General features: G+C 39.7%; 29 protein-coding genes, 1 tRNA gene and 1 pseudogene. 6 read left to right on the forward strand and 25 right to left on the reverse strand.

The window, feature by feature from the left end; all coding sequences use genetic code 11:
* Window positions 1–187: 187 nt before the first annotated feature.
* Window positions 188–550: a YolD-like family protein gene (locus G3255_RS19480; protein ID WP_211656260.1), complete on the reverse strand. Its 363-nt coding sequence runs from the start codon at window positions 548–550 to the stop codon at window positions 188–190.
* A 191-nt stretch (window positions 551–741) separates the two neighbouring features.
* A complete protein-coding gene (locus tag G3255_RS19485; protein ID WP_211656261.1) occupies window positions 742–1,137 on the reverse strand; it encodes a DUF5348 domain-containing protein in 396 nt (131 codons plus the stop codon).
* 1,130 nt (window positions 1,138–2,267) lie between these two features.
* Between G3255_RS19485 and G3255_RS19490 the strand changes: the two genes are divergently transcribed.
* The gene (locus tag G3255_RS19490) at window positions 2,268–2,492 is read left to right on the forward strand and encodes a hypothetical protein (protein ID WP_211656262.1); all 225 of its coding nucleotides are present in this window, start codon (window positions 2,268–2,270) and stop codon (window positions 2,490–2,492) included.
* A 201-nt stretch (window positions 2,493–2,693) separates the two neighbouring features.
* On the opposite strand, the gene G3255_RS20275 is transcribed toward G3255_RS19490, so the two are convergent.
* The 3 genes from G3255_RS20275 to G3255_RS19505 form a co-directional block, all read right to left on the reverse strand.
* The gene (locus G3255_RS20275) at window positions 2,694–3,536 is read right to left on the reverse strand and encodes an STAS domain-containing protein (protein ID WP_211656263.1); all 843 of its coding nucleotides are present in this window, start codon (window positions 3,534–3,536) and stop codon (window positions 2,694–2,696) included.
* A 329-nt stretch (window positions 3,537–3,865) separates the two neighbouring features.
* Window positions 3,866–4,087, reverse strand: coding sequence for a hypothetical protein (locus tag G3255_RS19500; protein WP_211656264.1), 222 nt, complete (start codon window positions 4,085–4,087; stop codon window positions 3,866–3,868).
* A gap of 12 nt (window positions 4,088–4,099) precedes the next feature.
* On the reverse strand, window positions 4,100–4,405 hold the full coding sequence (locus G3255_RS19505) for a Na-translocating system protein MpsC family protein (protein WP_249222409.1): 306 nt from the start codon (window positions 4,403–4,405) through the stop codon (window positions 4,100–4,102).
* 144 nt (window positions 4,406–4,549) lie between these two features.
* Between G3255_RS19505 and G3255_RS19510 the strand changes: the two genes are divergently transcribed.
* Window positions 4,550–5,398, forward strand: a complete 849-nt coding sequence (locus G3255_RS19510; protein ID WP_211656266.1) for an STAS domain-containing protein — start codon at window positions 4,550–4,552, stop codon at window positions 5,396–5,398.
* Between the two features lie 305 nt (window positions 5,399–5,703).
* On the opposite strand, the gene G3255_RS19515 is transcribed toward G3255_RS19510, so the two are convergent.
* From G3255_RS19515 to G3255_RS19550, 9 genes are all read right to left on the reverse strand, one after another.
* Entirely contained in the window at window positions 5,704–6,102 is a 399-nt protein-coding gene (locus G3255_RS19515; protein WP_211656267.1) for a hypothetical protein, read from the reverse strand.
* 325 nt (window positions 6,103–6,427) lie between these two features.
* Window positions 6,428–6,628 (reverse strand): hypothetical protein, encoded by a 201-nt coding sequence (locus G3255_RS19520; protein ID WP_211656268.1) that lies wholly within the window; start codon window positions 6,626–6,628, stop codon window positions 6,428–6,430.
* A 391-nt stretch (window positions 6,629–7,019) separates the two neighbouring features.
* Window positions 7,020–7,718 (reverse strand): Na-translocating system protein MpsC family protein, encoded by a 699-nt coding sequence (locus G3255_RS19525; protein WP_211656269.1) that lies wholly within the window; start codon window positions 7,716–7,718, stop codon window positions 7,020–7,022.
* Window positions 7,719–7,755: 37 nt separating this feature from the next.
* On the reverse strand, window positions 7,756–8,454 hold the full coding sequence (locus G3255_RS19530; RefSeq protein WP_211656270.1) for a Na-translocating system protein MpsC family protein: 699 nt from the start codon (window positions 8,452–8,454) through the stop codon (window positions 7,756–7,758).
* A 468-nt stretch (window positions 8,455–8,922) separates the two neighbouring features.
* Entirely contained in the window at window positions 8,923–9,255 is a 333-nt protein-coding gene (locus G3255_RS19535; protein ID WP_211656271.1) for a hypothetical protein, read from the reverse strand.
* A gap of 35 nt (window positions 9,256–9,290) precedes the next feature.
* Window positions 9,291–9,683: a hypothetical protein gene (locus G3255_RS19540; RefSeq protein ID WP_211656272.1), complete on the reverse strand. Its 393-nt coding sequence runs from the start codon at window positions 9,681–9,683 to the stop codon at window positions 9,291–9,293.
* A 915-nt stretch (window positions 9,684–10,598) separates the two neighbouring features.
* Window positions 10,599–10,733, reverse strand: coding sequence for a hypothetical protein (locus G3255_RS20280; protein WP_283092954.1), 135 nt, complete (start codon window positions 10,731–10,733; stop codon window positions 10,599–10,601).
* 73 nt (window positions 10,734–10,806) lie between these two features.
* A complete protein-coding gene (locus G3255_RS19545; RefSeq protein WP_249222410.1) occupies window positions 10,807–11,154 on the reverse strand; it encodes a hypothetical protein in 348 nt (115 codons plus the stop codon).
* Between the two features lie 52 nt (window positions 11,155–11,206).
* A complete protein-coding gene (locus G3255_RS19550) occupies window positions 11,207–11,440 on the reverse strand; it encodes a hypothetical protein (protein WP_211656273.1) in 234 nt (77 codons plus the stop codon).
* A 797-nt stretch (window positions 11,441–12,237) separates the two neighbouring features.
* Between G3255_RS19550 and G3255_RS19555 the strand changes: the two genes are divergently transcribed.
* Both G3255_RS19555 and G3255_RS19560 read left to right on the forward strand, forming a co-directional pair.
* Window positions 12,238–12,573, forward strand: coding sequence for an ArsR/SmtB family transcription factor (locus G3255_RS19555; RefSeq protein ID WP_211656274.1), 336 nt, complete (start codon window positions 12,238–12,240; stop codon window positions 12,571–12,573).
* Between the two features lie 63 nt (window positions 12,574–12,636).
* On the forward strand, window positions 12,637–13,584 hold the full coding sequence (locus G3255_RS19560; protein ID WP_211656275.1) for a cation diffusion facilitator family transporter: 948 nt from the start codon (window positions 12,637–12,639) through the stop codon (window positions 13,582–13,584).
* A gap of 411 nt (window positions 13,585–13,995) precedes the next feature.
* On the opposite strand, the gene G3255_RS19565 is transcribed toward G3255_RS19560, so the two are convergent.
* The 11 genes from G3255_RS19565 to G3255_RS19615 form a co-directional block, all read right to left on the reverse strand.
* The gene (locus G3255_RS19565) at window positions 13,996–14,502 is read right to left on the reverse strand and encodes a CueP family metal-binding protein (RefSeq protein ID WP_211656276.1); all 507 of its coding nucleotides are present in this window, start codon (window positions 14,500–14,502) and stop codon (window positions 13,996–13,998) included.
* 210 nt (window positions 14,503–14,712) lie between these two features.
* Window positions 14,713–16,236, reverse strand: a complete 1,524-nt coding sequence (locus G3255_RS19570) for a multicopper oxidase family protein (RefSeq protein ID WP_211656277.1) — start codon at window positions 16,234–16,236, stop codon at window positions 14,713–14,715.
* Window positions 16,237–16,255: 19 nt separating this feature from the next.
* A complete protein-coding gene (locus tag G3255_RS19575; RefSeq protein ID WP_211656278.1) occupies window positions 16,256–17,677 on the reverse strand; it encodes an MATE family efflux transporter in 1,422 nt (473 codons plus the stop codon).
* A gap of 70 nt (window positions 17,678–17,747) precedes the next feature.
* Window positions 17,748–18,437: a DUF8832 domain-containing protein gene (locus G3255_RS19580; RefSeq protein WP_211656285.1), complete on the reverse strand. Its 690-nt coding sequence runs from the start codon at window positions 18,435–18,437 to the stop codon at window positions 17,748–17,750.
* Window positions 18,438–18,535: 98 nt separating this feature from the next.
* Complete coding sequence (locus tag G3255_RS19585) at window positions 18,536–18,778, reverse strand: heavy-metal-associated domain-containing protein (RefSeq protein ID WP_211656279.1); 243 nt, start codon at window positions 18,776–18,778, stop codon at window positions 18,536–18,538.
* Window positions 18,779–18,916: 138 nt separating this feature from the next.
* Window positions 18,917–19,207, reverse strand: a complete 291-nt coding sequence (locus G3255_RS19590) for a glutaredoxin family protein (protein WP_094942608.1) — start codon at window positions 19,205–19,207, stop codon at window positions 18,917–18,919.
* A 16-nt stretch (window positions 19,208–19,223) separates the two neighbouring features.
* Complete coding sequence (locus G3255_RS19595; protein ID WP_094942609.1) at window positions 19,224–21,680, reverse strand: heavy metal translocating P-type ATPase; 2,457 nt, start codon at window positions 21,678–21,680, stop codon at window positions 19,224–19,226.
* Window positions 21,681–21,697: 17 nt separating this feature from the next.
* A complete protein-coding gene (locus G3255_RS19600; protein ID WP_094942611.1) occupies window positions 21,698–21,913 on the reverse strand; it encodes a heavy-metal-associated domain-containing protein in 216 nt (71 codons plus the stop codon).
* Between the two features lie 27 nt (window positions 21,914–21,940).
* Complete coding sequence (locus tag G3255_RS19605; protein WP_094942612.1) at window positions 21,941–22,405, reverse strand: CopY/TcrY family copper transport repressor; 465 nt, start codon at window positions 22,403–22,405, stop codon at window positions 21,941–21,943.
* A 52-nt stretch (window positions 22,406–22,457) separates the two neighbouring features.
* Window positions 22,458–22,528: transfer RNA gene (locus G3255_RS19610), tRNA-Cys, on the reverse strand.
* An 88-nt stretch (window positions 22,529–22,616) separates the two neighbouring features.
* Window positions 22,617–22,934, reverse strand: coding sequence for a thioredoxin family protein (locus G3255_RS19615; RefSeq protein WP_094942614.1), 318 nt, complete (start codon window positions 22,932–22,934; stop codon window positions 22,617–22,619).
* Window positions 22,935–23,184: 250 nt separating this feature from the next.
* Between G3255_RS19615 and G3255_RS19620 the strand changes: the two genes are divergently transcribed.
* Both G3255_RS19620 and G3255_RS19625 read left to right on the forward strand, forming a co-directional pair.
* Window positions 23,185–23,517, forward strand: a complete 333-nt coding sequence (locus G3255_RS19620) for a four-helix bundle copper-binding protein (RefSeq protein ID WP_094942615.1) — start codon at window positions 23,185–23,187, stop codon at window positions 23,515–23,517.
* A gap of 141 nt (window positions 23,518–23,658) precedes the next feature.
* A pseudogene (locus tag G3255_RS19625) lies at window positions 23,659–24,209 on the forward strand (IS3-like element ISBsp3 family transposase); the annotation flags it as partial.

The raw sequence follows: 24,209 nt of genomic DNA on the forward strand, positions 1-24,209 counted from the left end.
TTTTTTTGAACGCAAAAAAGCCCCTGGGAAGTTTGATCGTCATAGCTAAAAAAGCTATGTTTCACAAACAGCCCAGAGGCTTAATGAATTCGTCACCAGCGAAACCAAAAGTGGTTTGCTAAAATAAAGTAAAAAAAGATTATACATTTATTATATAGGAGCACCCGGCGATGCTCAACGCTTTTCTCTAATCTAATAGCTCTACACTGATAATTTCGTCGATAGGTACACGCTTCCTCCCATCGCTATCGCTGTAACATGCACAACGGCTATGACTATCCACGGAATCAAATACTCCGATGTGCTCGTAGACTCTTTTATCTTTCCAAGTTTTAAGCTTCACCATACTTTTGCGTTTCATTGCCACCTCTAAGTCTTCCTGAAGCAACCGTAAGTCAAATTCGTCCAAATTCGGTTCTGGAACGTGTTCTTCCTCTTCGTACCAGGCTTTTAATAAGTTCACATGCTCCGTCAGCAGCATCCCTTGCCATTTAATTAACCCTCGATCGCTGACAGCCCCTACTTGTTTCGTGTGTTTTGTTGTTTTCATGCTATCGCCTCCTTTTTAAAATAAAGAACATACGTTCTTATAATACCACTCAATAATCGTTCTGAATCCTTACTTTTATAAATAAGCACACAAAAAACCCATTCTCTTGAAGACCAAGAAAATGGGTTCTCGCTATTTTTCAGATTAAATCATTAAGTTTATTGCTGTTGTTGCAGAAAGAGTCGCTTATATTATCGACATCTTGCTTGTAGACCCTCCAAAGGTTGTTTGATACCTACCGCAAAGTAATCCTCACCGTCATGCTCAATTCGTGTTCGTTCGTATATTTCTTTTGATTCATCCCAGATTTCAAGGGGACTGCCCGATGTAAAGTAATCTTCAGCGCCTTCGATTTCATAGCGTCCATCCGATCGTTTAATAATTCTTCCACTAGCTTGAATCGGTTTTTGAAGGTACTCAACCGAATAAATTAAGCTATACAAATGGTCTGCCACTTTTCGAATTTCTCGCTCTTCAAAGCGTTGTTCCGGATCTTCTCGATCATGCTCAAATTCTTCTTCTTTTGATATCCCTTTTAAAGCAGGCAATGTAGCCGCCAACTTTTTCTTGGCCTCTTCTAATCTCAAGTAAATGCCCCCTCAATGTTTGCTGCCATTTCTTGAATGAATAAGTTCTATACATAGTATATCTCATTACCCTAGGATACTTTACGCTCTTTGAGGTTTTTTCGAGAATAAATTTTATCGAACTTTGAAAAATTTCACTTCATAATTTTTCTCTTCAGTTTATTCTTCTAAAATTAATATTAATCCAAGAGACTTATCAGTAAGTTAACAGTTAGTTATGTACGAAATTTACTTTTACATATCACTTTTATCTTTTAAAAAGAGAATCTCTTTTCAGTTTCTAGTTTTGTTATTTTTTCTTTGCAACATAAAATGAGCAGCAACAAAAGCTTCTTGTCTCCTGAAAATTTTTCGGGCTCATGCCAGAGTTGTTGGAAAACTTCAGTTACTAGACGTTCAGAAACTAGAGGGTCATTTTTTACCTTTTAGCAGATTTTCCACAGCAACAGGTAATGCTTTTCCACCACTAATTCCAAGGCTTGCTTATCCTTAGATTTTATTCTTTTCAATATCTGTTCTTCAGTAGCCATGCGATGCCCTCCTTAAATCCAAATACCCATTAGAAAACAAGGTAAACTCCTCCACCGTAATAATTATTTATTTAAAATAATATTTTACCCACTGAATTTAATTTTTCCTGTCTAAATTAACCTTTCTTTCATTACTTAATATTTGCTCTACTATTTTTTATATACTTCAATCTATGTTTCAATAAAGCAAGTTTTTGTATATCCGTAACTTATGAATAATTAACTGAGAGATGAGATTCTTTTTTTGGGATAGGTTAGAAGCGAAAAGATAATGCCTTTGCCATGGCCATTCTTAATCTCTTACTTCATCATTAAGTGACATTTTATATCAAAGGCAATTCCTGCTATCTGTATGAAAAGAGAAGGCTGAAATTTATCCGGCTATCCCACCTGCAAATTAGCTCAAGTGGGGAATTTTATTCCGGCTATAATGGGGAAAATTAAAAACCGGCCTTGACATAATCAATAGATATGTGCTGAAAATCGAAACTAATGACAATTATATGATTAAACATACTAGTTACGGGTAACACAATGAAGTAGCTTATCTTTAGTTTTAGTGATCAACAACCAAGTCAAAAATCGGAAGTACGGAATATCATGCAATTAGAAACCATTCAAAACCTTTTACAGATTTCCTGTCATTTCAACACTTCTTCTATCACGCACTCCTTTGTCGTCAATCAAGGAGAGAGCTTAACTGTTCGCTGTTTGAAAGACACCTTTGTTTTAGAAATAACGTCTAGCAAAACGCAACAGAAAAAGCAGTATCTTTCAGTGGAACAAGCGTCGACCGAAATTTTTGAGCAAACTCAAGCCAGCTAACTTCAAATCATGGCTAAATCACTTGTCTTGTCTATTAGCCAACCTTTTAAACTTCCTTTTCTTATTGAGCGACGTGCATGAATTGATTTGCGTGATGAAAGACAGATTCATAAAATTAAAAGAACGGTTGCCACGTCTCAAGCATGGCAACCGTTCTTATGTATGTTTTATGAAACGAAATTCAAAAAGAATCCGTTGGTCTTAAAAAGACTTCTGAGTTTCCATTTTTATGACTTGTTCTAATGTGTTATATACGTTAATATCATTGAAATTTAATCCCAATTGAATGGCGGTCTGTGCAATTTGGGGACTGATTCCAGATAAAGCTGTTTCGACTCCAATAAGTTTGAGTCCGCTAATTACCTGGAAGATTTGATGCGCCACCATCGTATCGATGATGGGTACTCCTGACAAATCAATAAATAACTTTTCCAATCGTTTTTGTGCGCACTGGTCCAGCGTTTTTTCAAAAATGACTTGTGCCCGGTAGGTACTGATTTCCCCTACCAGTGGCAAAAAGCCGATTTCATTCGTTAAGGTGATCACTGGGGCACTCATTTCCACGATCATTTCTTGTTGAGCATTTAACCTACTGACGGAGGCTTTTGCATGTTGTTTTGTGAACTCCAGAATGATGGAATGGATTGCATCCACTACGCCTTGGTTCCAAGCACTCAACTGCTGAAACGTAGCATCCGTAGCATGATGAATGACAAACTCCTCAATCAATGCAGCATACTGTTTTTGTGTTCGGAAAAACTCTTCAATGATTTCTTCAATGGGCGTCCGCTGATGCCCTTCATCAACCGCCAAACTCCGAATAAACTGTTGAAAATCCTCGGATAATTCTTCAGTTTCCGGATCGAATATCATACAGAACTGTTTATGGAAGGCTAAGTTCTGACTTTTAAATCGTTGAATCATCACCGGATCGGTTGAAGCATACATCCCTTCCCGGGTTTTATCTACTGATGCGTACCACTCTTCCGTCAAGCGCTCGACGTTATCACAAAAAAAGACATGAAGTTCTTGATTTTTTAGCATATTGTTTATTTCTCCCATCGTATGATTAAAATTGGCTGCCTTCTGGTTCAATTCGTCAAACGAGGAGAATGAAACAAGAGGCTAAAAACTGGCGGTCTCTTGTTATCATACATTTATTATTTCAAAAGAGGAAATAATTACGAATTATCTCCCCCCAATTACATACTTGCTGCATATAAATTGATTCTAATCAATATCGCCCTACAATACACTGGTTCTTTAGCTATCCTATTATATTTGAGTAAAATTAATCTTGTTGATTATAGATATAATAAAAGAACCCCTGACACAATTCGCGAGAATACACAGGTCAGGAGAAAACTGCATATCTATTTTTTAAAAGTCAATAAAGCGGAGCCTTTGTCATCTTCAAAATCCCAATCGACGTAAGCGCCGGTCAAGGGGCGATTGACGATAGCAGGTAAGTTCGATTCTATAAATAGTATATATTCCAATTGCCTTTTCGCTAGTTTCAACGTTTTAGAAAAACCACTCGTGATCAGTTCTTTCTCCAGTAAAATGAAGATATCCAGCCGTTCAATCAGCAGCATCCGATCACTCAATCAATAAAAATTAGTTTCTCCCGGTTCTTTCTGCCCGACAATGCTCAAACGAATAACTCCTTTCCGAAGCTCTGGTTCATCCACTTTCTCCGGCCATTTATATTTATGCGATTTTGGTTCTTCCAAGACAGCCAGTAGCATGCCGGAACCATCCTCCAAATTCCAATCTGCATACAATTCCAGCACATCCAGGTCGGCTTCTTTCCAGAAATTCTTCTTAAGATCCCCTGCCAATTCTAACATTAGTAAATTCCTTGTTTTCAACACGCGGTTCTTTTCGTTCTGATCCAAGAGAATTCTCTCCATAGATTACAGAAGAGTGCATACATCTACTAAATCAGATAGTATAGACATGAGTCATTTCAGAGGCAATCTGTCAATGGTTTCTATCTTGTATCTACATTGGCTAAGAAATATAAAAGATACTTAATAATGAAGGGAAAGAACACAATGTTACGCAATAAAGAACTTCATGATTTTCTCTGCGAGAAAAACACGGGACTGACCGAGCAGTGGTATCAGGCATTGGATAAAAAGCAAGGGGGCATCTACAGCTCCATGAACCCAAACGTAATTGAAAAGCTGAAGCAGCAAAATGCTGAATTTCATGATCGTTTCTGTTCGATGTTCAGCAAGGAGTACGAGGAATTCCTAGAAGATTTTCAAGGGTGGATTGTCCGTACCGCAAGAGATGAAGACCGCTTGTCCACACCGACGACTGCCATGTTGCAAGACTTTTTCCAAACCCAGAAACAGTACCTTCAGCTGATCGAGGAATTTGCTTCCATTCAAGGAGAACGGGTCTCCAAGGAACAGCTCATTGCCTGGAGTCAGGGAATTACGGCGACCATCAATGACCTTCTTCTGGAATTCACAACCCAGACGGCCATCGCAGCTGAAAAAAGATTGAACGCCCAACAAGAATTGATTGTCGAAATGAGCGCTCCGATTATCCTACTCACTAAAGATACCGGTCTGCTGCCATTGGTCGGGGAAATTAATACGTATCGGGCGCAAATTCTTTTTGAAAAAGCATTGGAACAAAGTGCCGGCTACCGTCTCGAACGATTGTTCATTGACTTATCGGGAGTCCCCATCATCGACACGATGGTGGCTCACCAAATCTTCCAACTTATTGATGGGCTACGACTAATCGGTGTCAAAACAGCCTTGGCCGGCGTCAGTCCGGATATTGCACAGACAGCCATTCAATTAGGCATCAACTTTGGAAAAATTGAAGTCTACAGCACCTTGGTGCAAGCAATGAAACTGCAGAACCTGGAATTCATTAAGAATTGATCAGAACTGCTACATGTCTTGAATCATTTAAAACTGTAGAAGCCATATGCAGCCTCTTTTATTTTTCTTCAACCTTCTAAGTGTTGATGCCTGATGAAAGATGGAACGAAAAAGGAAGACAACCAGCTAGTCCCTAGCTGGTTGTCTTCCTTTTTTGAGTACACGCTATTTAGAGAAAGTAATTCTGACTGTTACCATTATATTCATCAATCCAATGGAACAAGGAAAAGACGTAGCTTAAAGTCGTGCTTCATCTTTATCTTATAATATGTCGTAACGATCCATTTCTATATTCTTAGAATCCATTAATGGAATGGGGATACCCGATTCAATTCTTGATAAGACAAGAAGTTTTGTCGGCTAGACTTATGATGATAAGGTGTGATAAAAAAAAGATCTTTTGGAGATTCTTTAGATAAATGATACAAACCGCGAAAGACATGTTCAGTTAGTTCATACCGCTGCATACAATTGGGCAAGCTTTTCACTTTTTCAGATGCATGTTCCAACTGAAATTCTTCTATCTCCGCCCACGCCGTCTCTATATGGATTCGTTTTTTTCCTTCGTGAATTAAAGTGTTTTCCCGAGTCAAACGAGCAAATAAAGTAATAAAGGCTAATCCGTTTTCAATATGTACATCTTTGGATTTAAGAAAAAAATAGCTAGTTGACTTTAGAGGAATTGTTAGATGGGTGTGTCTCATTTTCATTTCTCCCTTCTTTATTCACTTTATCTTCGTTTGTAAAAATAACGTTGTTTTTTGCTTGTGTATATATTCGAATAGAAGATCAAATGAAAATTTAAGCTTTTCACACCAAATATTCCTATTAATGAAAGCGAATTATATACTCATTATAGCCTAATTATTTCTAAAACACTTCGAAAGACATAACTTTCTAAACATTTTATCTTTTTAGGTCTTAAATAAAGCAATTGTCTCTATTTCTTCAGGAAGAAGAAATCACCAGCCAAAGCGTGAAAGCGAGAAAGATACCCCCGCCAAGAAGTCCCGACAGAAAAAGAATTGCTTATTCTTTGCCCCTCTTTTGGTTCGTATTTGAGAAGAGTTCGATGGCAATAAATAGAGAAAGAATAATCAAGGTCGTGCGCATTCTATCGCTTTCCGAATTTACAAATACGTAAAGTACTGCAGATACAGGCAGCACGAGAATAAAAGAGTTTTTCACCCCTGCATAAAATCCCCTTTTCTCCTTTGGTGTTTTCTCCATCGTTTTCCTCCCTGCTGGCTTTTGACAAACACGGTCTTTTGGTTCTAGAGCTAACATGCTGACAATTAACCTGTCTTGAGACACAAAAGATGGCATGTCTTTTTATTTTAGCTTCATTCATCTCCCTCTTTTCATTTAACAGATTAAGTTCATGCATTATTCTTCTCTTAGCTTTAGTACCGCGTTCTTTTCTCTACTTAAATTCTTAAATTATTCTATGTATAGATGTAGTAAAACTACAGCAGTGTATCCTTTTTAATGTATCCTTGAGAAGGACGGTTTAAAGAGAAAAGGGAGAGCAGCCGCTGGTCGAAGCCCGTCCTCCCTCCTTTTATATTTAATTCACTTCTGATAATGGATCGCATGTTAACCGAAATAACCATTCTTTCGTTTATCGCTCTTTCGGCTCCAACAACAAGACAATATAACTTACATCTTTTTCAAAATCCCAATCCAGAAAAATTTCGCTGGTGGTCCGGTTCAAAGCCTGCTCTAATCCGACTTCTTCCAACAGCTCGTGTTCCAACGGCCGCTTGGACAGCTTCAATGCTTCGATAAATCCGTTCTTTATCAGTTCTTTTTCAATCCGTACCAAGATGCCGGAACGACGAACCAATATTGTTCGTTCATTCAACCAGTAGATGTCCGTTCGATCGGGTGTTTTCTCCGCATGTCTGCTTGCTTCATCGATCTTCTTCCGAACGACTTCTGGGTTGACATTGTCCGGCCAGTTTTCCGTGTCTTCTGTCGTTTCTTCGTTCATCACGCCGATGATCATTCCGGTTTCTTTGGTGAGATTCCAATCGGCGTAAAGCTCTTTCAACTCAATCTCAGCCACTTCTCGAAGCCCCTGAAGGATTTCTGGTTTCAGATCAAGCATGACTATGTCCCTTGTCGCCAGTACCCGTTTACTTTCTTCCTGCTTGATCTGCAACTTCTCCATAGGCGCTAAGAAGCCCCGGAAATGGATGGTGATAAATGGATGCTTGATGGTAACATAGACCGACGTCGGTCCTTTTCCAAAATGCTTTCGCAGTGTGGTTGAGATATAGCCGCTGATTTCGGATTCGTATGTTTTCCCCTTGGCCATTTCTACGCCCCCTTCTGCTTCAAAAACCGCTTCTCTTTTATTCAACCTGCGGATTTAAAATGAAAACCATATAAGCCTTGTCTTCTTCAAAATTCCAATCAACGAACAATCCGTTGATGTCCCGATTAAATATCGGTTCCAGCTGCATGAACTCCATTACGCGGTGTTCAAGCGGCCGCTTGGCTAACCGCAGTTCTTCTGTAACGCCATTTTTGATCAATTCTTTTTCAATATCTACCATGGTGCCTCTTCGTTCAACCAGAATCGTGTCGTCATTCAGCCAATAAACGGCGATAAAGTCGGGTTCTTTCTGCGTTTTTTTACTCATAACGATGATTTTCTCTTGCAAAGCCTCCACGTTCACATCTGTCGGACTTTCCAGTGAGACTTGATCCACTTCTGCGTCCAGTACGGCGATCAGCATGCCACTTTGTTTTTCCAGATTCCAGTCTGCATAAATTTCCAGAACGTCAAATCCCGTTATGTTTGTCAGCGCTTCCATCAATTTAGACTTGATACCATTTATCATGATATCTCTTGTTTCAGTCACTCGCTTTGCTTTGTTTCTTTTTAAAAGGAGCTTTTCACTCGGAATTGATAACCCGAGAAGATGGATTGCGATAAAAGGAGCGCGCATGGCAACATTCACAGAATGGGGACTTTCGCCAAATTGCTGGGCCAGAAAAGAAGAGATGTAATTTTCCACTTCCTGTTGGATCGTTTGATCGTTTGTCATATCATGAGCTCCTTTAAACGAATTCGTTTTCCTGAATTTGGTTCAGTATACGGGAATGAGAGATGAATAGATAGGAAACACAGGAAAGTCTTTTCGTACGCTAACGAGTTCCCTGCTTTCTTCTTGTCGTTTCTTGCGGTGATGTATTGAAATTTAGCGATGACCTCTACCTATCATCAGCGTGACCATTTATATATTCGTCTATGATAGTAGCTGCCTCGTCGATTGATTCATAGCATTTAATTGTCTTTGTCTGAACATACGTTAATTCCAGGAATCGGGTATTGGGTTGGCATCTGACTTCAATCCAATCCGTTTCTGTTTTGGTGAAGGTTTGTTTGATGTTGACGGTATTGTATTCGCAAATAGTTTTGAGAAGATCTTTTATGCTTTCTAATTTCAATGCGATTCTCCTGTCTGTAAAGAAAGAATAGGCAAAATCCAAGTGCCAGACCGATATTACCGCCATTATTCCAGGCGTTTGAACGTAGCCGTTTGATACAGCGGAGTCAAAGAATAGAGTGATTTCTGTTGCTTTTGGGACAGCCGTTCCAATTCGCGGAACACATTTTCGGGAATCTGATAGGTGTACATGCCATTCGGCACCTTTTGCAGCCGTTGACCAGCCTGGTTCCAGACTATTTCCTCGATCTCCGCCCAGACGTATTCGGTATATCGGGGAGTCTTGATGGTCAAACGGGCAAAAAAAGTGATGAAGGCTTTCCCGTTTTCAATGTGGGTCTTTTTGACACGTGAAAAGTAATAGTAGAAAGGTAGTGGAGGTGACGACTTTCTCTGCATGCAGCTTTCCCTCTCTTTATACGGTTAATTAATTGTCAGTCAGTAAAACCTTGGAACGTTTCTGCAAGCCGGGCCGCAAAAAATTCCGGCGGTTCAATTGCTTCCAGGTGCATACAGACAACACTTGCTTTCTCTTCCTGCCACTGCCGATAATCGGTCGGCAACGAATGCTTATGCCGGATTAGCAAGAACAGGAATTTCTCATACTCTTCTTTCCGGAGATAAAGTTCTGCCCGGTTTCTCGCAAGCCCATTATTCTGATACCGTTCAAATGAAACCGACAGATCAAAAAGACGAGGGTATGCTACATCTTCCTCTCCGATCTCAATAGTTCTTTGTTTGCTAAACCTGTATTTCTCCACGCCCGACTCCTGTTCCATGTCCAAAAGATGACCTACTTGCCGAGCTGCGGTTTCGATTGGTTTCACTTTGTTCACTTCTCCATTTCTCTTGGAATGCTTCTATATCTGTTATCGCTTGCTATAAAAAAAGCCGCAAAGAATCTGTAGATTCTTTGCGGCTTTGCGAGGAGCACTAAAGTCTCCAGCATTTTACCAAAATAGGTAGTAAATATTAAGTTAAGGAGTTTTCAACCAATTTACATACTAAAGGAATTAGGAGTTCATGTACAGTAATATAATTCCCCTAGCTTACAGTATGCCAGCCTTGCTCCTTCAATCAAATTTGCCAAGCTTTTAACGAATAGACTTCCATGTCATTAAGCAAAATTCTTTTTAAGAGCGGTCCTTCTTTCAACTACTGAAAATTAGCTGCTATGGGGTTTTTAATGGATAGGAGGTTTTTAATGAGTTGGTATAGACTAGACAGACGCCTCAAATACTAAGTCCAAGAAGATTAAATTTCTTATCTTCCTGAAAAGCAATATGCTTGCTTCTCTTCTCTAACTTTTAAGCAGATGTTTACGCATCATGCTGTTTTTCTAAGGTATTTTTCTATTTCCATATAACCCATGTAGCATTTCTTTCGAGATTTGCCCTTCACTATTTTTTCAACAGAATCTCTGCAGAGAGAAAATTGTTCTTCTAATTGATGCAGGGACACCTCTTCAATTCTTTTCAAGTAGAGAATAAAGTAGATTTCCTCGTTTGTTAATTTCTTTATATCGCTGTTATTTACGATGATTTGCAGCTCCCTTCTTCCTTAAACAAACTTCGCCACTTTGCCTGCTTTATGCGTCTTCGTTTTTTATCTTCCTCGCTTATCATTCAATTTCGTCACAACAGTTAATAATTTATTTGCGCGATATAAATATTCATCAACTTTAAAAAAAGATAGAATAAGAGTTTTTCTTCTATGAAGCTGTCGCCTACCTATCACTGTATTTATTTAACTTCGATAGGCAATTTCTCTTTCTCGGCCTTGTATTGCTTATAACTTTTGATAAAGTCTTCATAAGTTTGCAGACGGCGTTTAGACACGTTTCCCATCTTTGCCAGTTCCTTTGCGTTAATCATCATTTCTTTTCCTCCTCGGATCCTTTCATTACTAACTCCTCAACCAACTATTGAGGGCCACAAACTCGCTTTTTAATCAGGTCCTCTTACAAGATGAAAAAGGTGTTACATAATAAAGTTCTTCTGGACAGGTTGCAGCTAGTTTATAGAGTGTCAGAAAAACTTCCTTTGAAGTTTTATAGACATTAATACGGTTTGGCAAGGCTCGCATCTTCTTTGTCGCCTTTTCCAGTTTTAGTTCTTCGATATTAACCCAAACGGTTTCGGTTTTCTTGTATAATTCCGAACCGACAGTTTGAGTAAATTCTCGAGTCAATCGGATAAACAGCGTAATGAAAAGTTTACCATTTTCCTCATGGATATCTTTTGACTGAGTAAAAAAGTAGGTAATAACTGGCGGCTCATTATCCTTTATCTGTTTCATTTACTGCTCCTCTCCGTACTTTGCTTCTCATTACTAGAAAGTTTGTGGGTGGTTACTTCAGATCTCCAGGGAGTTTTAAATTATTTATAATTTCATCAAAAAGCAGTTGTCTTTTGCTGAAGCGATAATGATGTTGCCAATAAACAAACACTTCTTTTGCAATTCCAAGTTTTTTTTCTCCTTCAATCGCATTTAAGCCTTCTTCTACGCAAATGTGGTGCATCACTTTTTTTAATCCCATTCTATGTTCTCTTTCAATAACTCTCTTGTACTGCTGATATTTCATAGTTCACCTCACATAAGCCAGAAAATATGAATTTTAATAGAAATCACTTCTAAAATTTTTCGTAGTAAATTCTGCTAATTATTTTGAACAATAGTAATATATACCTTATATCTGAATTTTAAAACTTAAAAATCATTTTTAATAAGTCTTTTATCTTTATTTTTAGAAAAATATGCCTTATTGAAGGCCCTTGTAACCACTACTATAGAATCTAATCCCCCTGAAATATGCGTATGAAGAAAATAGGGTATGCTCTTAAAGAATAAAAGGTGTAAGGATGCAAATTAAAAAAAGAATGAAAAGGTACTGCTAATAGTGCAGTACTTCTCATCCTTCTTTTCTAAGTAAAGATAGCTTTTGGTAATATGATTCATGTGAATGTCGAAGACTAATAACCCACTAATTTATCGTCCCTTTAAAGATATACATTCGTTTATCCTTTGAACCGAGATAATTTTTCTCGAATCAGGTTCTATCTCGATCAATACAATAGAATTCATTTATCCAATTCTTGTCTCACTCGTCTTCATTACTTGAACTAATGTGCTTCCGATAAAGTATCATATGTAAACAAACAAAGCAGTCTCTTTTTTGAATCCCTCAATCAGAAATTTTAAATTTCGTTCACTCTTTTTCTCAATAGATTTCAGTAGATTTGGGATTAGTATGAAACATAATTAAGCTTAAGATTATGTGTGAAAAAGGTTGCATTTCTTAAACTCAACCTATATATTTATATATTAATATATTATCATATATAAATATATTTTAAACCAATTTGGAGGTGTCATGCAATAATGAAACATGATGTAGAAAAGGAAGAGGATTTCGCTGAGGGTGAACATCCGCTAGATGAGGAAACACTCTTTGTTGTGTCCCAAACATTCAAGGCATTGAGCGATCCGACCCGTATTCGCATCTTAAATCTACTCTGTTCAGCTGAACATTCTGTCAATGACTTGGCAGAGCAATTGGACTTGGGCCAATCCACTGTGTCGCATCAATTGCGCTTCTTGAAGCAACTGCGCCTGGTGAAATACAGAAGAGCCGGCACGACTTTGTATTATTCGAAAGACGACGATCATATCATGAACCTGTTGAAACAGGCGATTGAGCATGCAACGCATCATTAAAAAACGCTTTTCCACGCTAAAGCATGCACTGATTTATAAAGAGAAATTGAAGGAGGAATCGGAATGTCACATGATCACAGCCATGACCATACACACGGAGCAAATAAAAAAGTGCTGCTCATTTCATTTATTATCATCACCAGTTACATGATTGTCGAGGCCGCCGGGGGCTTCTTAACGAACAGCCTGGCACTTCTGGCTGATGCCGGACATATGCTGAGTGACTCCATTTCGCTCGCGATTGCCCTGATCGCGTTCAAGCTGGCTGAAAAAGCTGCAAATCACAGCAAAACCTTTGGATACAAACGTTTTGAAATCCTCGCCGCAACCATCAATGGCGCGACGCTGATTGGTGTAGCGCTCTACATTTTTTACGAAGCCATCGGTCGGTTCGCTAACCCGCCGGAAGTCGCCACGACCGGTATGCTCATCATCAGTGTATTCGGCTTATTGGTCAATATTCTGGTCGCTTGGATCATGGTGCGCGGCGGAGATACACATGATAACTTGAATATGCGGGGGGCGTACCTGCACGTATTAAGTGACATGCTGGGTTCTGTCGGCGCCATTGCGGCGGCCCTGCTCATAATGTTCTTCGGCTGGGGCTGGGCTGACCCCGCGGCCAGCGTCATCGTCGCAGCCCTTGTCCTGCGAAGCGGATATTTCGTCACTAAATCTTCTCTGCATGTGCTGATGGAAGGCACGCCACAGAATGTAAAGATTGAAGATATCATTCAAACCATCAAAGAGAGCAAAGGCGTTCACGGCGTCCACGATTTACACGTCTGGTCCATTACCAGCGGGCTGAATGCCTTGTCCTGCCACGTAGTAGTCGGCAACCATCTCACGCTTGCCGATAGTGAAAGCATGTTGCACAGCATCGAACATGACCTGGAGCATCAAGGCATCAACCACGTGACGATTCAGATGGAAACAGATGCTCACAAGCACAATGATTCCATTCTCTGCACAGTGAAAAGCGAACCGTCCCATGATCATCATCACCATTAATCTCTAAGAGTGAAAAAATGCCGATAATTTTGAAACAAATCATCTTGGAAAAGAAAGCTCCTAAAAATAATTGGAAGAGGAACTGTCCTATTTAATCTGACAGTTCCTCTTCTTTTGGCTCAATCAAGCTTTTAACTTCTTAGTAAGGAGTAATCTACTCCATACTATATCGATGAAAAAACATCATCGTTCTGAATGTCCCAATACCCCCTTACAATGTTTCCTCTTCATCCTTTAGCATAAAGCACTGTTTTCTTCTTCGTTATAGACTGCTTTTGCTTTATTATGTCTTACTAACCTAGATCGATTAATCTCTGCCTCTTCTTCATTGTATCCTGAATGCATGCTAATGTTAGCCATAAACAATTCACTTCATCTTTAAGATGGGCAATCTGAAAGGGAATATTCGACTTAACTCAGCAATAAGTCGGTTAAACAGGTTGGATCTCCGGCAAATGTTGAAAAATTAATTTCTCCAGTCTTTCCTTTTGCTTCAATTTCAACCACGTAAGTTCGATTCCGAGGCAGCCACAGGTCGATGAACCCATTCGCTGGAGTCTTCATCATCTTATCTACATAAACTTTCCCTTCGTTGTCGGTAATGGTTACCTTCATTTCCTTTTCTGCTAATTCACCTTGGCATCCTGTTAAGCTATGGATTTCACAAGGGTGCGTATACGTCTCATATGGGGCAATTGAGACAAAGAACTCTTCTTCCGGCAACGGATAGACCGATTTATCTCCCTTTTCTTCAACTGTTACTTGTTGGTCATCAATTGAAGCTGCACTAACTTCGTCACTTCCACTCAAGTCAGCCACCAACTCCTTTACTTCTATTTGGGCCGATGAAGGTTCGTCATTGCAGCCCCCTAGTAAGCCAAGTAAAGCTAACATGAGTACTAAAAATGGAATTTTCATATTATCCCTCCTCTTCCCCCTACTATAGCAAAGTCGATTCTTCTATCAAGTGCTGAATTCTTACGACTTTATGAACTCCTGCACTCTTGCTAAATAAATCCATGCATTTTATATAGAAGATTACTAAGTCGGCAGGAATTGAAGCCGCGCAATCGTGTCCTAAACTCTTCGATTGGCAAAGAAGCGTTTATATAATATTTAATTACATGGTCAATAGACTTTAATTTGTCCCATCATTCCATTGTCTTCGTGTTCAAGAATATGACAATGAAACATATAAACTCCTTCATATTTAAACTTGATTGCAATTTCCACCTTTTCACCAGGCGCGATTGAAAGCGTATCTTTCCAGCCTTGTTCGTTTTCGGACGGACTTTCCCCGTCTCTTGAAATGATTTTAAATTGGGTTCCGTGAACATGGAATGGATGAATCATACCTCCCATTTCATCTGGTTTGTTGTAAATCTCCCAAACCTCTGTCACTCCCTTTTCTTGCTTTAAATCGATTCGCTCGGCATCAAATTTCTTTCCATTGATTGTGACATTCTCCATCATACCGAACAACTCGATTTTTTTAGTCACGGGTAGTGCCATTTCTTCATCAGTGATTTCAAAGTCATTCATTTTTTCAGGAATTTCTCTCGAAGATGTTGTTGGTTCTGACACTTGGAAATCGAGAATATTGATACCTTCTTCATTAATCAGCGCGATTTCATTTTCCTCTATCTTCGAAAAATCAACAATAATCTCCGCCCTTTCTGAAGGAGTCAAAGTCAGCTCATTCGTTTTCACAGGCGCATTTAATAAACCACCATCCGTTCCAATCTGAACGAAAGAATCTCCGTTGCTCAGTTTGAATGTGAAATTGCGGGCGTTTGATCCGTTCAACAGTCGCAGCCTTACTTTCTCTTTTGCTACTGTCAGTTTCGGATCTACAGTGCCGTTTATAAGTACTGTATCGCCCACTGTACCGTCTGAATTTTTTGCAGCTTGGTAATCTAGGCGCTTATCTTCAAACATTCTATCTTGAATAACTAAAGGAATATCATTAATGCCATATTGATCAGGTAGCTGCCTTTCGCCCAATTTATCATCTTCAATATAAATCAAGCCTGCTAGTCCGTTATAGACTTGCTCGGCCGTCTTTCCTTCAGGATGCGGATGAAACCATAAAGTAGCTGCATCCTGCTTAACTTCAAAGGAAATAATGCGTTCTTCCCCGGGTTTTAATTTATTATGGGGACCTCCATCTACATCCCCGGGTATTTCAAGACCATGCCAATGAAAAGTCGTGTCTTCACCGAGTTCATTGATCAATCGGATTGTTACCTTTTCACCGGATTTGAACTTGAGCATAGGACCCAATAATGAGCCATTGTATCCTAAGGTATCAGAGCTGATGCCTTTATAAAATTCCGTTTTACCCTTTTGGGCACGAATTGTATAAGCCGTCTCTTTATCACTTTCACTCTTTAAGGCGACTGGAATGGAAATTTCATTCTCTCCCTTTGAATCTTTCAATTTTTTTAATTCGCCATGTTTCATTTCATTATCCATCTCATCCATATTGCTATGGTCTTCCATATTCATATCTATTTCATTGTCCATCTCGTCCATATTGCTATGGTCTTCCATGTTCATATCTGAATGATTCATGGTATTTGAGTCGGAGCAAGCGATAAGCGTTCCAATTACCATGAGAAGTAATAATAATACAACTAAATATTTCTTCATATTCTGTTGACCTCCTGTTTTAATAGTCATTTACGCATCTGGATTTTTCATGTTTGGTCTGTGGGTGACAGGGACTTTGGGGTTCTGATTTTAGAACAATCCAACGGTCTTTACTAAACTGGAACCAGAGAACGATTGCCTTAAAAACAATATCGAGTCCGATTGCAATCCATACACCTGCTATGCCCATCTCAAGCTGGATAGCCAGCAAGTAGACGGCTCCTGTTCGGATAACCCACATTCCCACCGTTGTCAGATACATTGGGAATTTCGTATTGTTCGCTCCTTGAAATCCTCCTGTAAGGACAAGGACGACAGCTAAAAACGGTTGGAAGATGGCCGCAATTTTTAGTGCAATATCAATATCGTTGATCACCTGTTGATCATCAGTAAAGAGCGACCCTGCCCATCCTCCGAAGAAGAAAAGCAAAATACCGAAGAGTGACATGAAACCCATTGCCAAGTAAGTACTTAATTTTGCATATTCTTTTGCACTTTCATAATCACCAGCGCCCATGTTTCGCCCAACGAGAATCGTGGCAGCAGTTGCAAACCCATAAGCAAGCATGTATGAGAATATTTCAAGATTTCCTGCTATTTGGTGTGCGGCAAATGTATTAGTTCCGAGGACGACAATGAACCCAAAATAAACGATCTGTCCAGCTCTCATTACCAGTCTTTCAATAGCCGCTGGGCTACCTAAGTTCATCAATTCTATTTGATGTTCCAAATCAGGTTTCCAAAAATCTTTTCTAAACGCGATGACATCCGTTTTGCGGATGTAATTCATCAATAAAATAGTCCCAACAACGCGCGCAATAACGGTAGCAAGTGCAGCTCCGACGATTCCAAGCTCCGGGATCATCCAGAAACCAAAAATCATTAGATAATCAAGCACAATGTTGACAATATTGACAACAATACTGACTTTCATTGGAGACTTGGTATCGCCAGTACCGCGTAAGATACTGCTCAATGTAAACATAAGGGCCATAACTACCGAAGGGATACCTACTATTTTGAAATAGATACTGCCTGCCTGTAGTACTTCATTATCAATGCCCATCAATAAGAGAAGAGGCTTAGCAAAAAACAAAGTTACTATACCAAAGAGCACGCCTATCAGTACAGACAAGATAATTGCTTGTTGTGCAATATGTCTTGCTCTTTCGATTTTTCCAGCCCCTAAATTATTTGCCACGTATACGTTTACCGCCACACCGATTGCCATAAATACTGCAAAGTAAATAGCTAAAATCGCGTTAGTGACCCCTACAGCTGAAACTTCAGCAAGGCCGATTCTTGAGACAAATAGCGTATCAACAAAACCAAGCAGTGTTTGAAAGAAGTTCTCGGCAACTGCTGGTAAAGCCAGGATGAAAATTAGTTTTATTTTAGTTCGTTTATCATCCGTATTTAATAACACCTCCCCCTTGTTCATTTGGGGTCCCTCCTTTCAGTGAATCCAATTATTTAAAAACGGCCCATATATGATATATGGGCCGCTGTTTTTACTCTGTTACATTTATCACAAACGGATAGACATATACATTTCCTTCAAACTTAAATTCACTCCATACTTTGTAGTGACCAGGCTGGTGAAAAATGGTTTCAAACACAGTATTGTCATCGAATGACGGGTGAACGTGTATAAACTGCTCTCCTTTTTCATCTAAAATTACAACATGTCCCAGGGGCCCTAAGTAAGGTTCAGGTGTACTATCCTTCGTATCGTACGTGAATACTGTAGGATGGTGAGCTTTCAGTGAGTCGACAGATAGCTCTACTGTATGACCATCAATGGTTTTTCTGAATTCTGTGTCTACTTCAAGGGCTGGCAGCTCAGATGTGACTTGATGATGACCTACATGAAGATGAACAGGAGTGGCTTGATATGCCAATCCTTTTGGTTGGATGTCCACAAAAAGCTTATACATGCCTGATGCTAATTGAATATCATATTCAAATTTACCTTTGTCTGTTTGAACAGGATGGAGGTGTTTGTATTCACTCAAGTCCTCACTTACCACAATCAGATGCAAGTCTTTTTCATGACTGACTTCTAATTCGGGTGCTTTTTGATTTTTATCTTGTAACTCTATAAAGAGTTTTCCATTCTCATATGCAGCATTTACAAACACTTCGTTTTCGGTCGATTTTGAATGGTTGTGATGGTGTTCATGATTTTTCAATTCCAACATTCCTTTTTTTAGATTTTTGTTAATTAGACTTATCATTCAATGTGTTTTCATCTTATTCTCGATTAAATTTTGTCTCGATCTAAAAACGCTAAACCTGCTTATTTGCAGCAGGAACAACCTATTTCGTTCTTTGTATCAGCAACTTTATATCCAGTTTCTTGAATAGCCGCTTTAATTTCGTCCAAAGTAACTTGTTCTTCTTGAAAAGATACATCCACTTGGCCGTCAGAAAGTTTAACTTTTACAGTATCTACACCAGTGAGTTTTCCTACTTGACCTTCAATCTTATTTATACATGAACTACATGACATACCGACTACATTTAATGTTGTTTCTTTCATCGCTTATTCCTCCTAATTTTCATTACTATACCCGAGTATTGTATATTTCGTGCAAAAATTAAAATCTTCACCTCCTTAACTAATCGATCTGCAATCAGAGGTAATTGTTAACGGACAAAATTCTTTAACTAGGCAGTACTAGGCTTTATCAATCGAATTCAAGAGTTTAAGAATAACTTTTTTATTGGCCTCAAATCCAATGAAAGATTCGACTAGTTTCTTTTTGCCTAATATCCCTTTTTTATAAAATGCGAACAAAGGGACAATTCTATTCCCGGAGATTTCAATCATCTCCTGTTCAAGACTCAAATCCTTTGCAACATCTTTTCCGTGATAGGAAATTGCGTGGGACGCTAAATAGGTTTTAGCATCTTGGCAATCTGAACACGTGGGACGTGTATATAATACAAGTTCCAAATTGTTTGTCATGTCAAGCTCTCCTTTACTATGCTAACGAAGGTTTAAAACGTTTCAATCGCAGCGCATTTACTAAGACAGAAACAGAGCTTAGACTCATTGCAGCCCCCGCAAGCATTGGATTTAATAACGGTCCTCCCACCAAGTAGATAACACCCATTGCGAATGGAATCCCCATTACGTTATAAGCGAAAGCCCAGAAAAGATTTTGTTTAATGTTTCGGATTGTCGATTTACTCAATTCTACTGCGGTCGGTACATCCATCAAATCACTTCTCATCAGAACAATGTCTGCTGACTCGATAGCGACGTCTGTTCCCGATCCGATTGCAATTCCAATATCCGCTTGTGCTAAGGCAGGGGCATCGTTGATTCCGTCTCCAACCATCGCCACTTTCTTGCCTTCTGCTTGTAGTTTTTTCACTTCATTCGCTTTATCTTCCGGCAACACTTCACTGAGGACACGGTCAATTCCAACCTGTTTTGCAATTGCCATGGCTGTTCCTTTGTTGTCCCCCGTTATCATAGCTACCTCAATGCCCATTTTCTGAAGCTTTTCAATTGCTTTCCTGCTGTTTTCTTTCACTGTATCTGCCACAGCGATAATCCCAGCAATCTGATTATCGATTGCTACATACATAGGTGTCTTACCTTGTTGCGCCAGTTTATCAGATACTTCTTCCAGCGCAGTTAGAGAGATGTTCTGTTTCACCATCAGTTTCCGGTTCCCCGCAAGCAATCTCTTTCCATCAACCATGACTTCAATTCCGTGTCCAGGAATGGCTTCGAAATTACCGAGGCTCATCATCTTCATTTTCTTCTCTTCCGCAGCCCTTACAATCGCTTCGCCTAGTGGATGCTCAGAACCTTTTTCAGCAGATGCTGTTAACTGAAGAAGGGTTTCTTCGTTGTTGCCATTGACAGTGATAATGTCTGTGACTTTTGGCTTTCCTTCGGTAATCGTGCCTGTCTTGTCAAAAACGATGGTTTGAATTTTATGAGTGGTTTCCAGTGCTCCTCCACTCTTGATCAGTACACCGTTCTCAGCCCCTTTTCCTGTTCCTACCATGATTGCAGTAGGCGTAGCAAGCCCCAATGCACATGGGCACGCAATCACAAGGACCGAGATGGTAATTGTCAATGCGAATAGTCCTGTTTGTCCACCGAAGTACCAAGCCAATCCAGAAAGTATGGCAATGACGATGACGATGGGTACGAAATAGCCGGAAATAATATCCGCTAATTTGGCAATAGGAGCCCTTGAACCTTGTGCATCCTCGACTAATTTAATGATTTGGGATAATGCAGTGTCCTTCCCTACTTTTGTCGCGCGGTATTGAATAGTTCCATTCTTATTGAAACTTGCTCCGATGATATTTGACCCTACATTTTTTTCAACCGGAATACTTTCCCCGGTCAACATCGATTCATCAACAGAAGTGAGACCTTGAACGACAACTCCATCTACAGGAATCTTTTCTCCTGGTTTTACAATAATCGTATCACCAACGACTACTTCATCTATAGAGATTTCAACTTCTTGTCCGCTTCGAATGACTCTTGCCGTTTTTGGGGCTAAGCCCATAAGCTTTTCAATAGCTTCTGAAGTTTTCCCCATTGAGCTAACTTCCAGATATTTACCTAATGTGATTAGCGTCAATATGACCGCAGCTGACTCATAATAAAGATTATTCACATATCCGCTAGAGCCCATCGAGATAGCGGCTGTAGCACCTAAACTATAAAGGAACGCAGCACTAGTTCCCAAAGCCACTAAGGAATCCATGTTCGGATGTCCTCTAAATAATGTTTTAAATCCGACAGAGTAGAACTTCCATCCGAATAGTATGACTGGAATGGTTAGAATCAATTGCAACAGAGAAAACGTCAGCGGATTCATCATCGGGTCTATAAACATTGGCAAGGGCAGGTTTATCATATGCCCCATTGAAATGTACAACAACGGTACTGTGAAGATTGCCGATCCAATGAAACGGTTCCACATCGATCGGACTTTTTTTAACTTCTTCTCTTTTTCGGATTCTTGGCTGTCGGCCGGTCCACTGTCTTCTTTTGCTTCATACCCAGCGTTGGCTACTGCCTGTGTAATATCAGAGACAGTTACAAGAACGGGGTCATATTTGACCACCAGCTTTTCTGTCGCTAAATTCACATTCGACTCCAGTACACCTGCTAGCTTCCTTGTAGCTTTCTCTATCGTCTGTACACACGATGCACAAGTCATACCAGTGACTGCAAATGTTTTCTGTTCCGTGTCTGTAGAAGCTTTGTAACCTACTTTTTCAACTGTGTTCTGAATATCTTGGGGCGAAACCATGTTTTCATCGTAGCTGATTGTCAACTTGTTGGTTGCAAGATTAACTGTTGACTCGACAATTCCTGGCAACTTCTTAGTCGCCTTTTCGATCGTCTGTACACACGATGCACAAGTCATGCCTTCCACTGCAAACGTCTTACTTTCCATTTCCACAAACCTCCATCCTATTTGGCTGATTCAAGCTCATAGCCAGCATCCTCCACAGCTTTTGAAAAATCATCATAATTTCGTATCGCTTCATCATATTTCACTTTAGCAGTACCTTTTTGCAAATTGACCTTTGCACTCTTGACCCCTTCAAGATTTTGAAGTGCCCCCTCAATCTTATTAACACAGTGAGCGCAGGTCATCCCTTTAATAGTTAAAATGGTTTTTTTCATTACTTACACCTCCCGTTTCCAGTTTATTTATGAACAATGTTGCGATGAACAATAATGATCTTGACACTTACATTGTCCAGGTACACAGTTGCATGGAATATCTTCCACTGCTTCAGATTCTTTCTGGAGTAAGATTTCCTTAAGATTTTCAATGTCGCGGACACTCAATGTGGCCTGCGCAATCATATTACCAATTGTATTTCCAACATCTCTATTGCAGATATGATCAAGTAAATTGTAAAAAGTTTCTCTAATCATGTCCCCTTCTTCGACGGCAGCGGAATAGATAAATTTTTTACCTTCGGCTTCAGTAGTTAGCATTCCTTTCTTTACTAGTCTTCCGATGAAGGTCTTGGTCGTAGCGGGCTTCCAACTTTTTTTCTTTTCAAGGACGTCAATAATATATTTACTAGTCGCATTGTCCTGTGCCCAGACTACCCGCATTACTTCCCACTCGGCATCTGTGATATTTGTTTCTATTTGTTCGTTCATTCCAATACGCCTCCTTAAGTTCTAATTTGCAAAACCATAAAGTTGTGATGAAAGGCGGTAACCGGATTTGAACCGATGATCGAGGTGTTGCAGACCTCTGCCTTACCCCTTGGCTATACCGCCATATATATTATGTTTACAAATGTAATCTTAAATTTAGTTTACATTTGTAAACACATTTTGTCAACCATTATGTTTTCGCTGTCGTTACTTACAGATTTTTATGGATGAACTCCAAAATTGCCTTCTCAGAAGGTTCCGGCGCTGTCACTCTATCCACTTCTTTTCCTTTTTTTAATAAAATCAAAGTGGGTATACTCATAACTCCATAAGTTTGTTGAGCAAAATCCAGGTTTCTATCTACATCAACATCGTAAAAAATAACCTCTCGATTTTCGTCAGCCAAATGTTCGATGACTGGAGCAAGCTGTTTGCACCCTGGACACCAGTCAGCCGTGAACTTCAATATCACTGGTTTCTCTTCATTTTTAATTTCTTCTAATTGAGCTATTTGAAAATTATTTATCATACTTTGTCACCTCCTGAAATTATCGTCTACAACTGTAGATAACAATAGATTACAAACGTAAACGTTATTTGTCAACCTTTTTATATTTCCTTTCGAAAAAAATACATTAGAAAATCGGAAACCCATCTGTTTACATACAAATAAACTAAATTGTGCATTTTTCGTGGAGTTTCGGAGATTAAGTTTAATTACAAAACAAACGGGAAGAAGAAGAACTGAACCACTACATTAAAAAATGGAGGTTTTACACATGGCACATAATCAGTACCCAGAGTTAATTCAGGCTTTACATGATTGCGCAGCAGAATGTAATCATTGTTTTGACGCTTGTCTTCAAGAAGAAGACGTAAAAATGATGGTCGATTGCATCCGACTAGACCGTGAATGCGCGGAGATTTGCGCATTTTTAGAACATGCGATTACACGGAATTCTCCTTTTATTGCTGAGCTGGCTGCGGTTTGTGCAAAAATTTGTGAAGCATGCGGAGATGAATGCGCGAAGCATGCTGAACACCATGAACACTGCAAACGCTGTGCGGAAGCTTGTCGCAAATGCGCAGAAGCTTGCCGAAGCATCGCATAATTTCACGAAAAAACCCACCGGAAACCTATTTTGAACTGAACCCCAAATGGTAGACACTTTAAAAGTGCCCCCCATTTGGGGTTTTTTCTGTTTTCAGACCCCGGTATACTGAACATATCTATTGGAACGGGAGAGGTTATTATGAGTAAAATCATCTTTAACGAATATCAACGGCGCACATTGGAAGCGAATCCGAATGTCAAAACGGTTTCGGATCGAACGATTCAATACACACCTGAATTTAAGGTGAAAGCCGTTAACGAAAACTTGCAAGGCAAAGGACCGGCGCAAATTTTTGCCGAAAACGGTTTTGACCTGACGGTAATTGGATCGGACAAACCGAAAGAGACATTAAAACGTTGGCGGAAAACGTTCCGACTTTACGGCGAAGAAGGGTTTTGGGAAGAACGTCGTGGAAAAGGCAGTACCGGCCGCCCTTCTACTCAAGAGCTCTCTGCCGAGAAAAAGTTGGAGAAGGCGGAAGCGCGCATTAAATACCTGGAAGCCGAAAACGAGTTGCTAAAAAAGCTCGAGGCACTCGAGAGGCAGGCGAAGAAACGCAGCTGACCCCAGCGGAAAAGTTCGAAGCGATCAATGCGGTGGTCCGGAAATGCCAACTGAAGAATTTGGTGGAGGCCCTATGCCAGACAGCGGGCGTCAGTCGAAGTGGCTACTACGCTTGGTTGGAGAAA

This window comes from Planococcus sp. MSAK28401, from assembly GCF_018283455.1.
GTDB classification, from domain to species: domain Bacteria; phylum Bacillota; class Bacilli; order Bacillales_A; family Planococcaceae; genus Planococcus; species Planococcus alpniumensis.

Coding starts and splice junctions, on each gene's coding strand:
- G3255_RS19585 (WP_211656279.1), bottom strand. CDS start 18,778: ATGAAAGAAACAACATTAAATGTAGTCGGTATGTCATGTAGTTCATGT.
- G3255_RS19525 (WP_211656269.1), bottom strand. CDS start 7,718: ATGGCCAAGGGGAAAACATACGAATCCGAAATCAGCGGCTATATCTCA.
- G3255_RS19590 (WP_094942608.1), bottom strand. CDS start 19,207: ATGACAAACAATTTGGAACTTGTATTATATACACGTCCCACGTGTTCA.
- G3255_RS19605 (WP_094942612.1), bottom strand. CDS start 22,405: ATGAACGAACAAATAGAAACAAATATCACAGATGCCGAGTGGGAAGTA.
- G3255_RS19560 (WP_211656275.1), top strand. CDS start 12,637: ATGTCACATGATCACAGCCATGACCATACACACGGAGCAAATAAAAAA.
- G3255_RS19565 (WP_211656276.1), bottom strand. CDS start 14,502: ATGAAAATTCCATTTTTAGTACTCATGTTAGCTTTACTTGGCTTACTA.
- G3255_RS19575 (WP_211656278.1), bottom strand. CDS start 17,677: ATGAACAAGGGGGAGGTGTTATTAAATACGGATGATAAACGAACTAAA.
- G3255_RS19595 (WP_094942609.1), bottom strand. CDS start 21,680: ATGGAAAGTAAGACGTTTGCAGTGGAAGGCATGACTTGTGCATCGTGT.
- G3255_RS19480 (WP_211656260.1), bottom strand. CDS start 550: ATGAAAACAACAAAACACACGAAACAAGTAGGGGCTGTCAGCGATCGA.
- G3255_RS19580 (WP_211656285.1), bottom strand. CDS start 18,437: ATGTTGGAATTGAAAAATCATGAACACCATCACAACCATTCAAAATCG.
- G3255_RS20275 (WP_211656263.1), bottom strand. CDS start 3,536: ATGCTAAAAAATCAAGAACTTCATGTCTTTTTTTGTGATAACGTCGAG.
- G3255_RS20280 (WP_283092954.1), bottom strand. CDS start 10,733: ATGATGATTAACGCAAAGGAACTGGCAAAGATGGGAAACGTGTCTAAA.
- G3255_RS19490 (WP_211656262.1), top strand. CDS start 2,268: ATGCAATTAGAAACCATTCAAAACCTTTTACAGATTTCCTGTCATTTC.
- G3255_RS19615 (WP_094942614.1), bottom strand. CDS start 22,934: ATGATAAATAATTTTCAAATAGCTCAATTAGAAGAAATTAAAAATGAA.
- G3255_RS19620 (WP_094942615.1), top strand. CDS start 23,185: ATGGCACATAATCAGTACCCAGAGTTAATTCAGGCTTTACATGATTGC.
- G3255_RS19505 (WP_249222409.1), bottom strand. CDS start 4,405: ATGGAGAGAATTCTCTTGGATCAGAACGAAAAGAACCGCGTGTTGAAA.
- G3255_RS19570 (WP_211656277.1), bottom strand. CDS start 16,236: ATGAAGAAATATTTAGTTGTATTATTATTACTTCTCATGGTAATTGGA.
- G3255_RS19530 (WP_211656270.1), bottom strand. CDS start 8,454: ATGACAAACGATCAAACGATCCAACAGGAAGTGGAAAATTACATCTCT.
- G3255_RS19515 (WP_211656267.1), bottom strand. CDS start 6,102: ATGAGACACACCCATCTAACAATTCCTCTAAAGTCAACTAGCTATTTT.
- G3255_RS19600 (WP_094942611.1), bottom strand. CDS start 21,913: ATGAAAAAAACCATTTTAACTATTAAAGGGATGACCTGCGCTCACTGT.
- G3255_RS19510 (WP_211656266.1), top strand. CDS start 4,550: ATGTTACGCAATAAAGAACTTCATGATTTTCTCTGCGAGAAAAACACG.
- G3255_RS19545 (WP_249222410.1), bottom strand. CDS start 11,154: ATGAAACAGATAAAGGATAATGAGCCGCCAGTTATTACCTACTTTTTT.
- G3255_RS19500 (WP_211656264.1), bottom strand. CDS start 4,087: ATGCTGCTGATTGAACGGCTGGATATCTTCATTTTACTGGAGAAAGAA.
- G3255_RS19520 (WP_211656268.1), bottom strand. CDS start 6,628: ATGGAGAAAACACCAAAGGAGAAAAGGGGATTTTATGCAGGGGTGAAA.
- G3255_RS19535 (WP_211656271.1), bottom strand. CDS start 9,255: ATGCAGAGAAAGTCGTCACCTCCACTACCTTTCTACTATTACTTTTCA.
- G3255_RS19555 (WP_211656274.1), top strand. CDS start 12,238: ATGAAACATGATGTAGAAAAGGAAGAGGATTTCGCTGAGGGTGAACAT.
- G3255_RS19550 (WP_211656273.1), bottom strand. CDS start 11,440: ATGAAATATCAGCAGTACAAGAGAGTTATTGAAAGAGAACATAGAATG.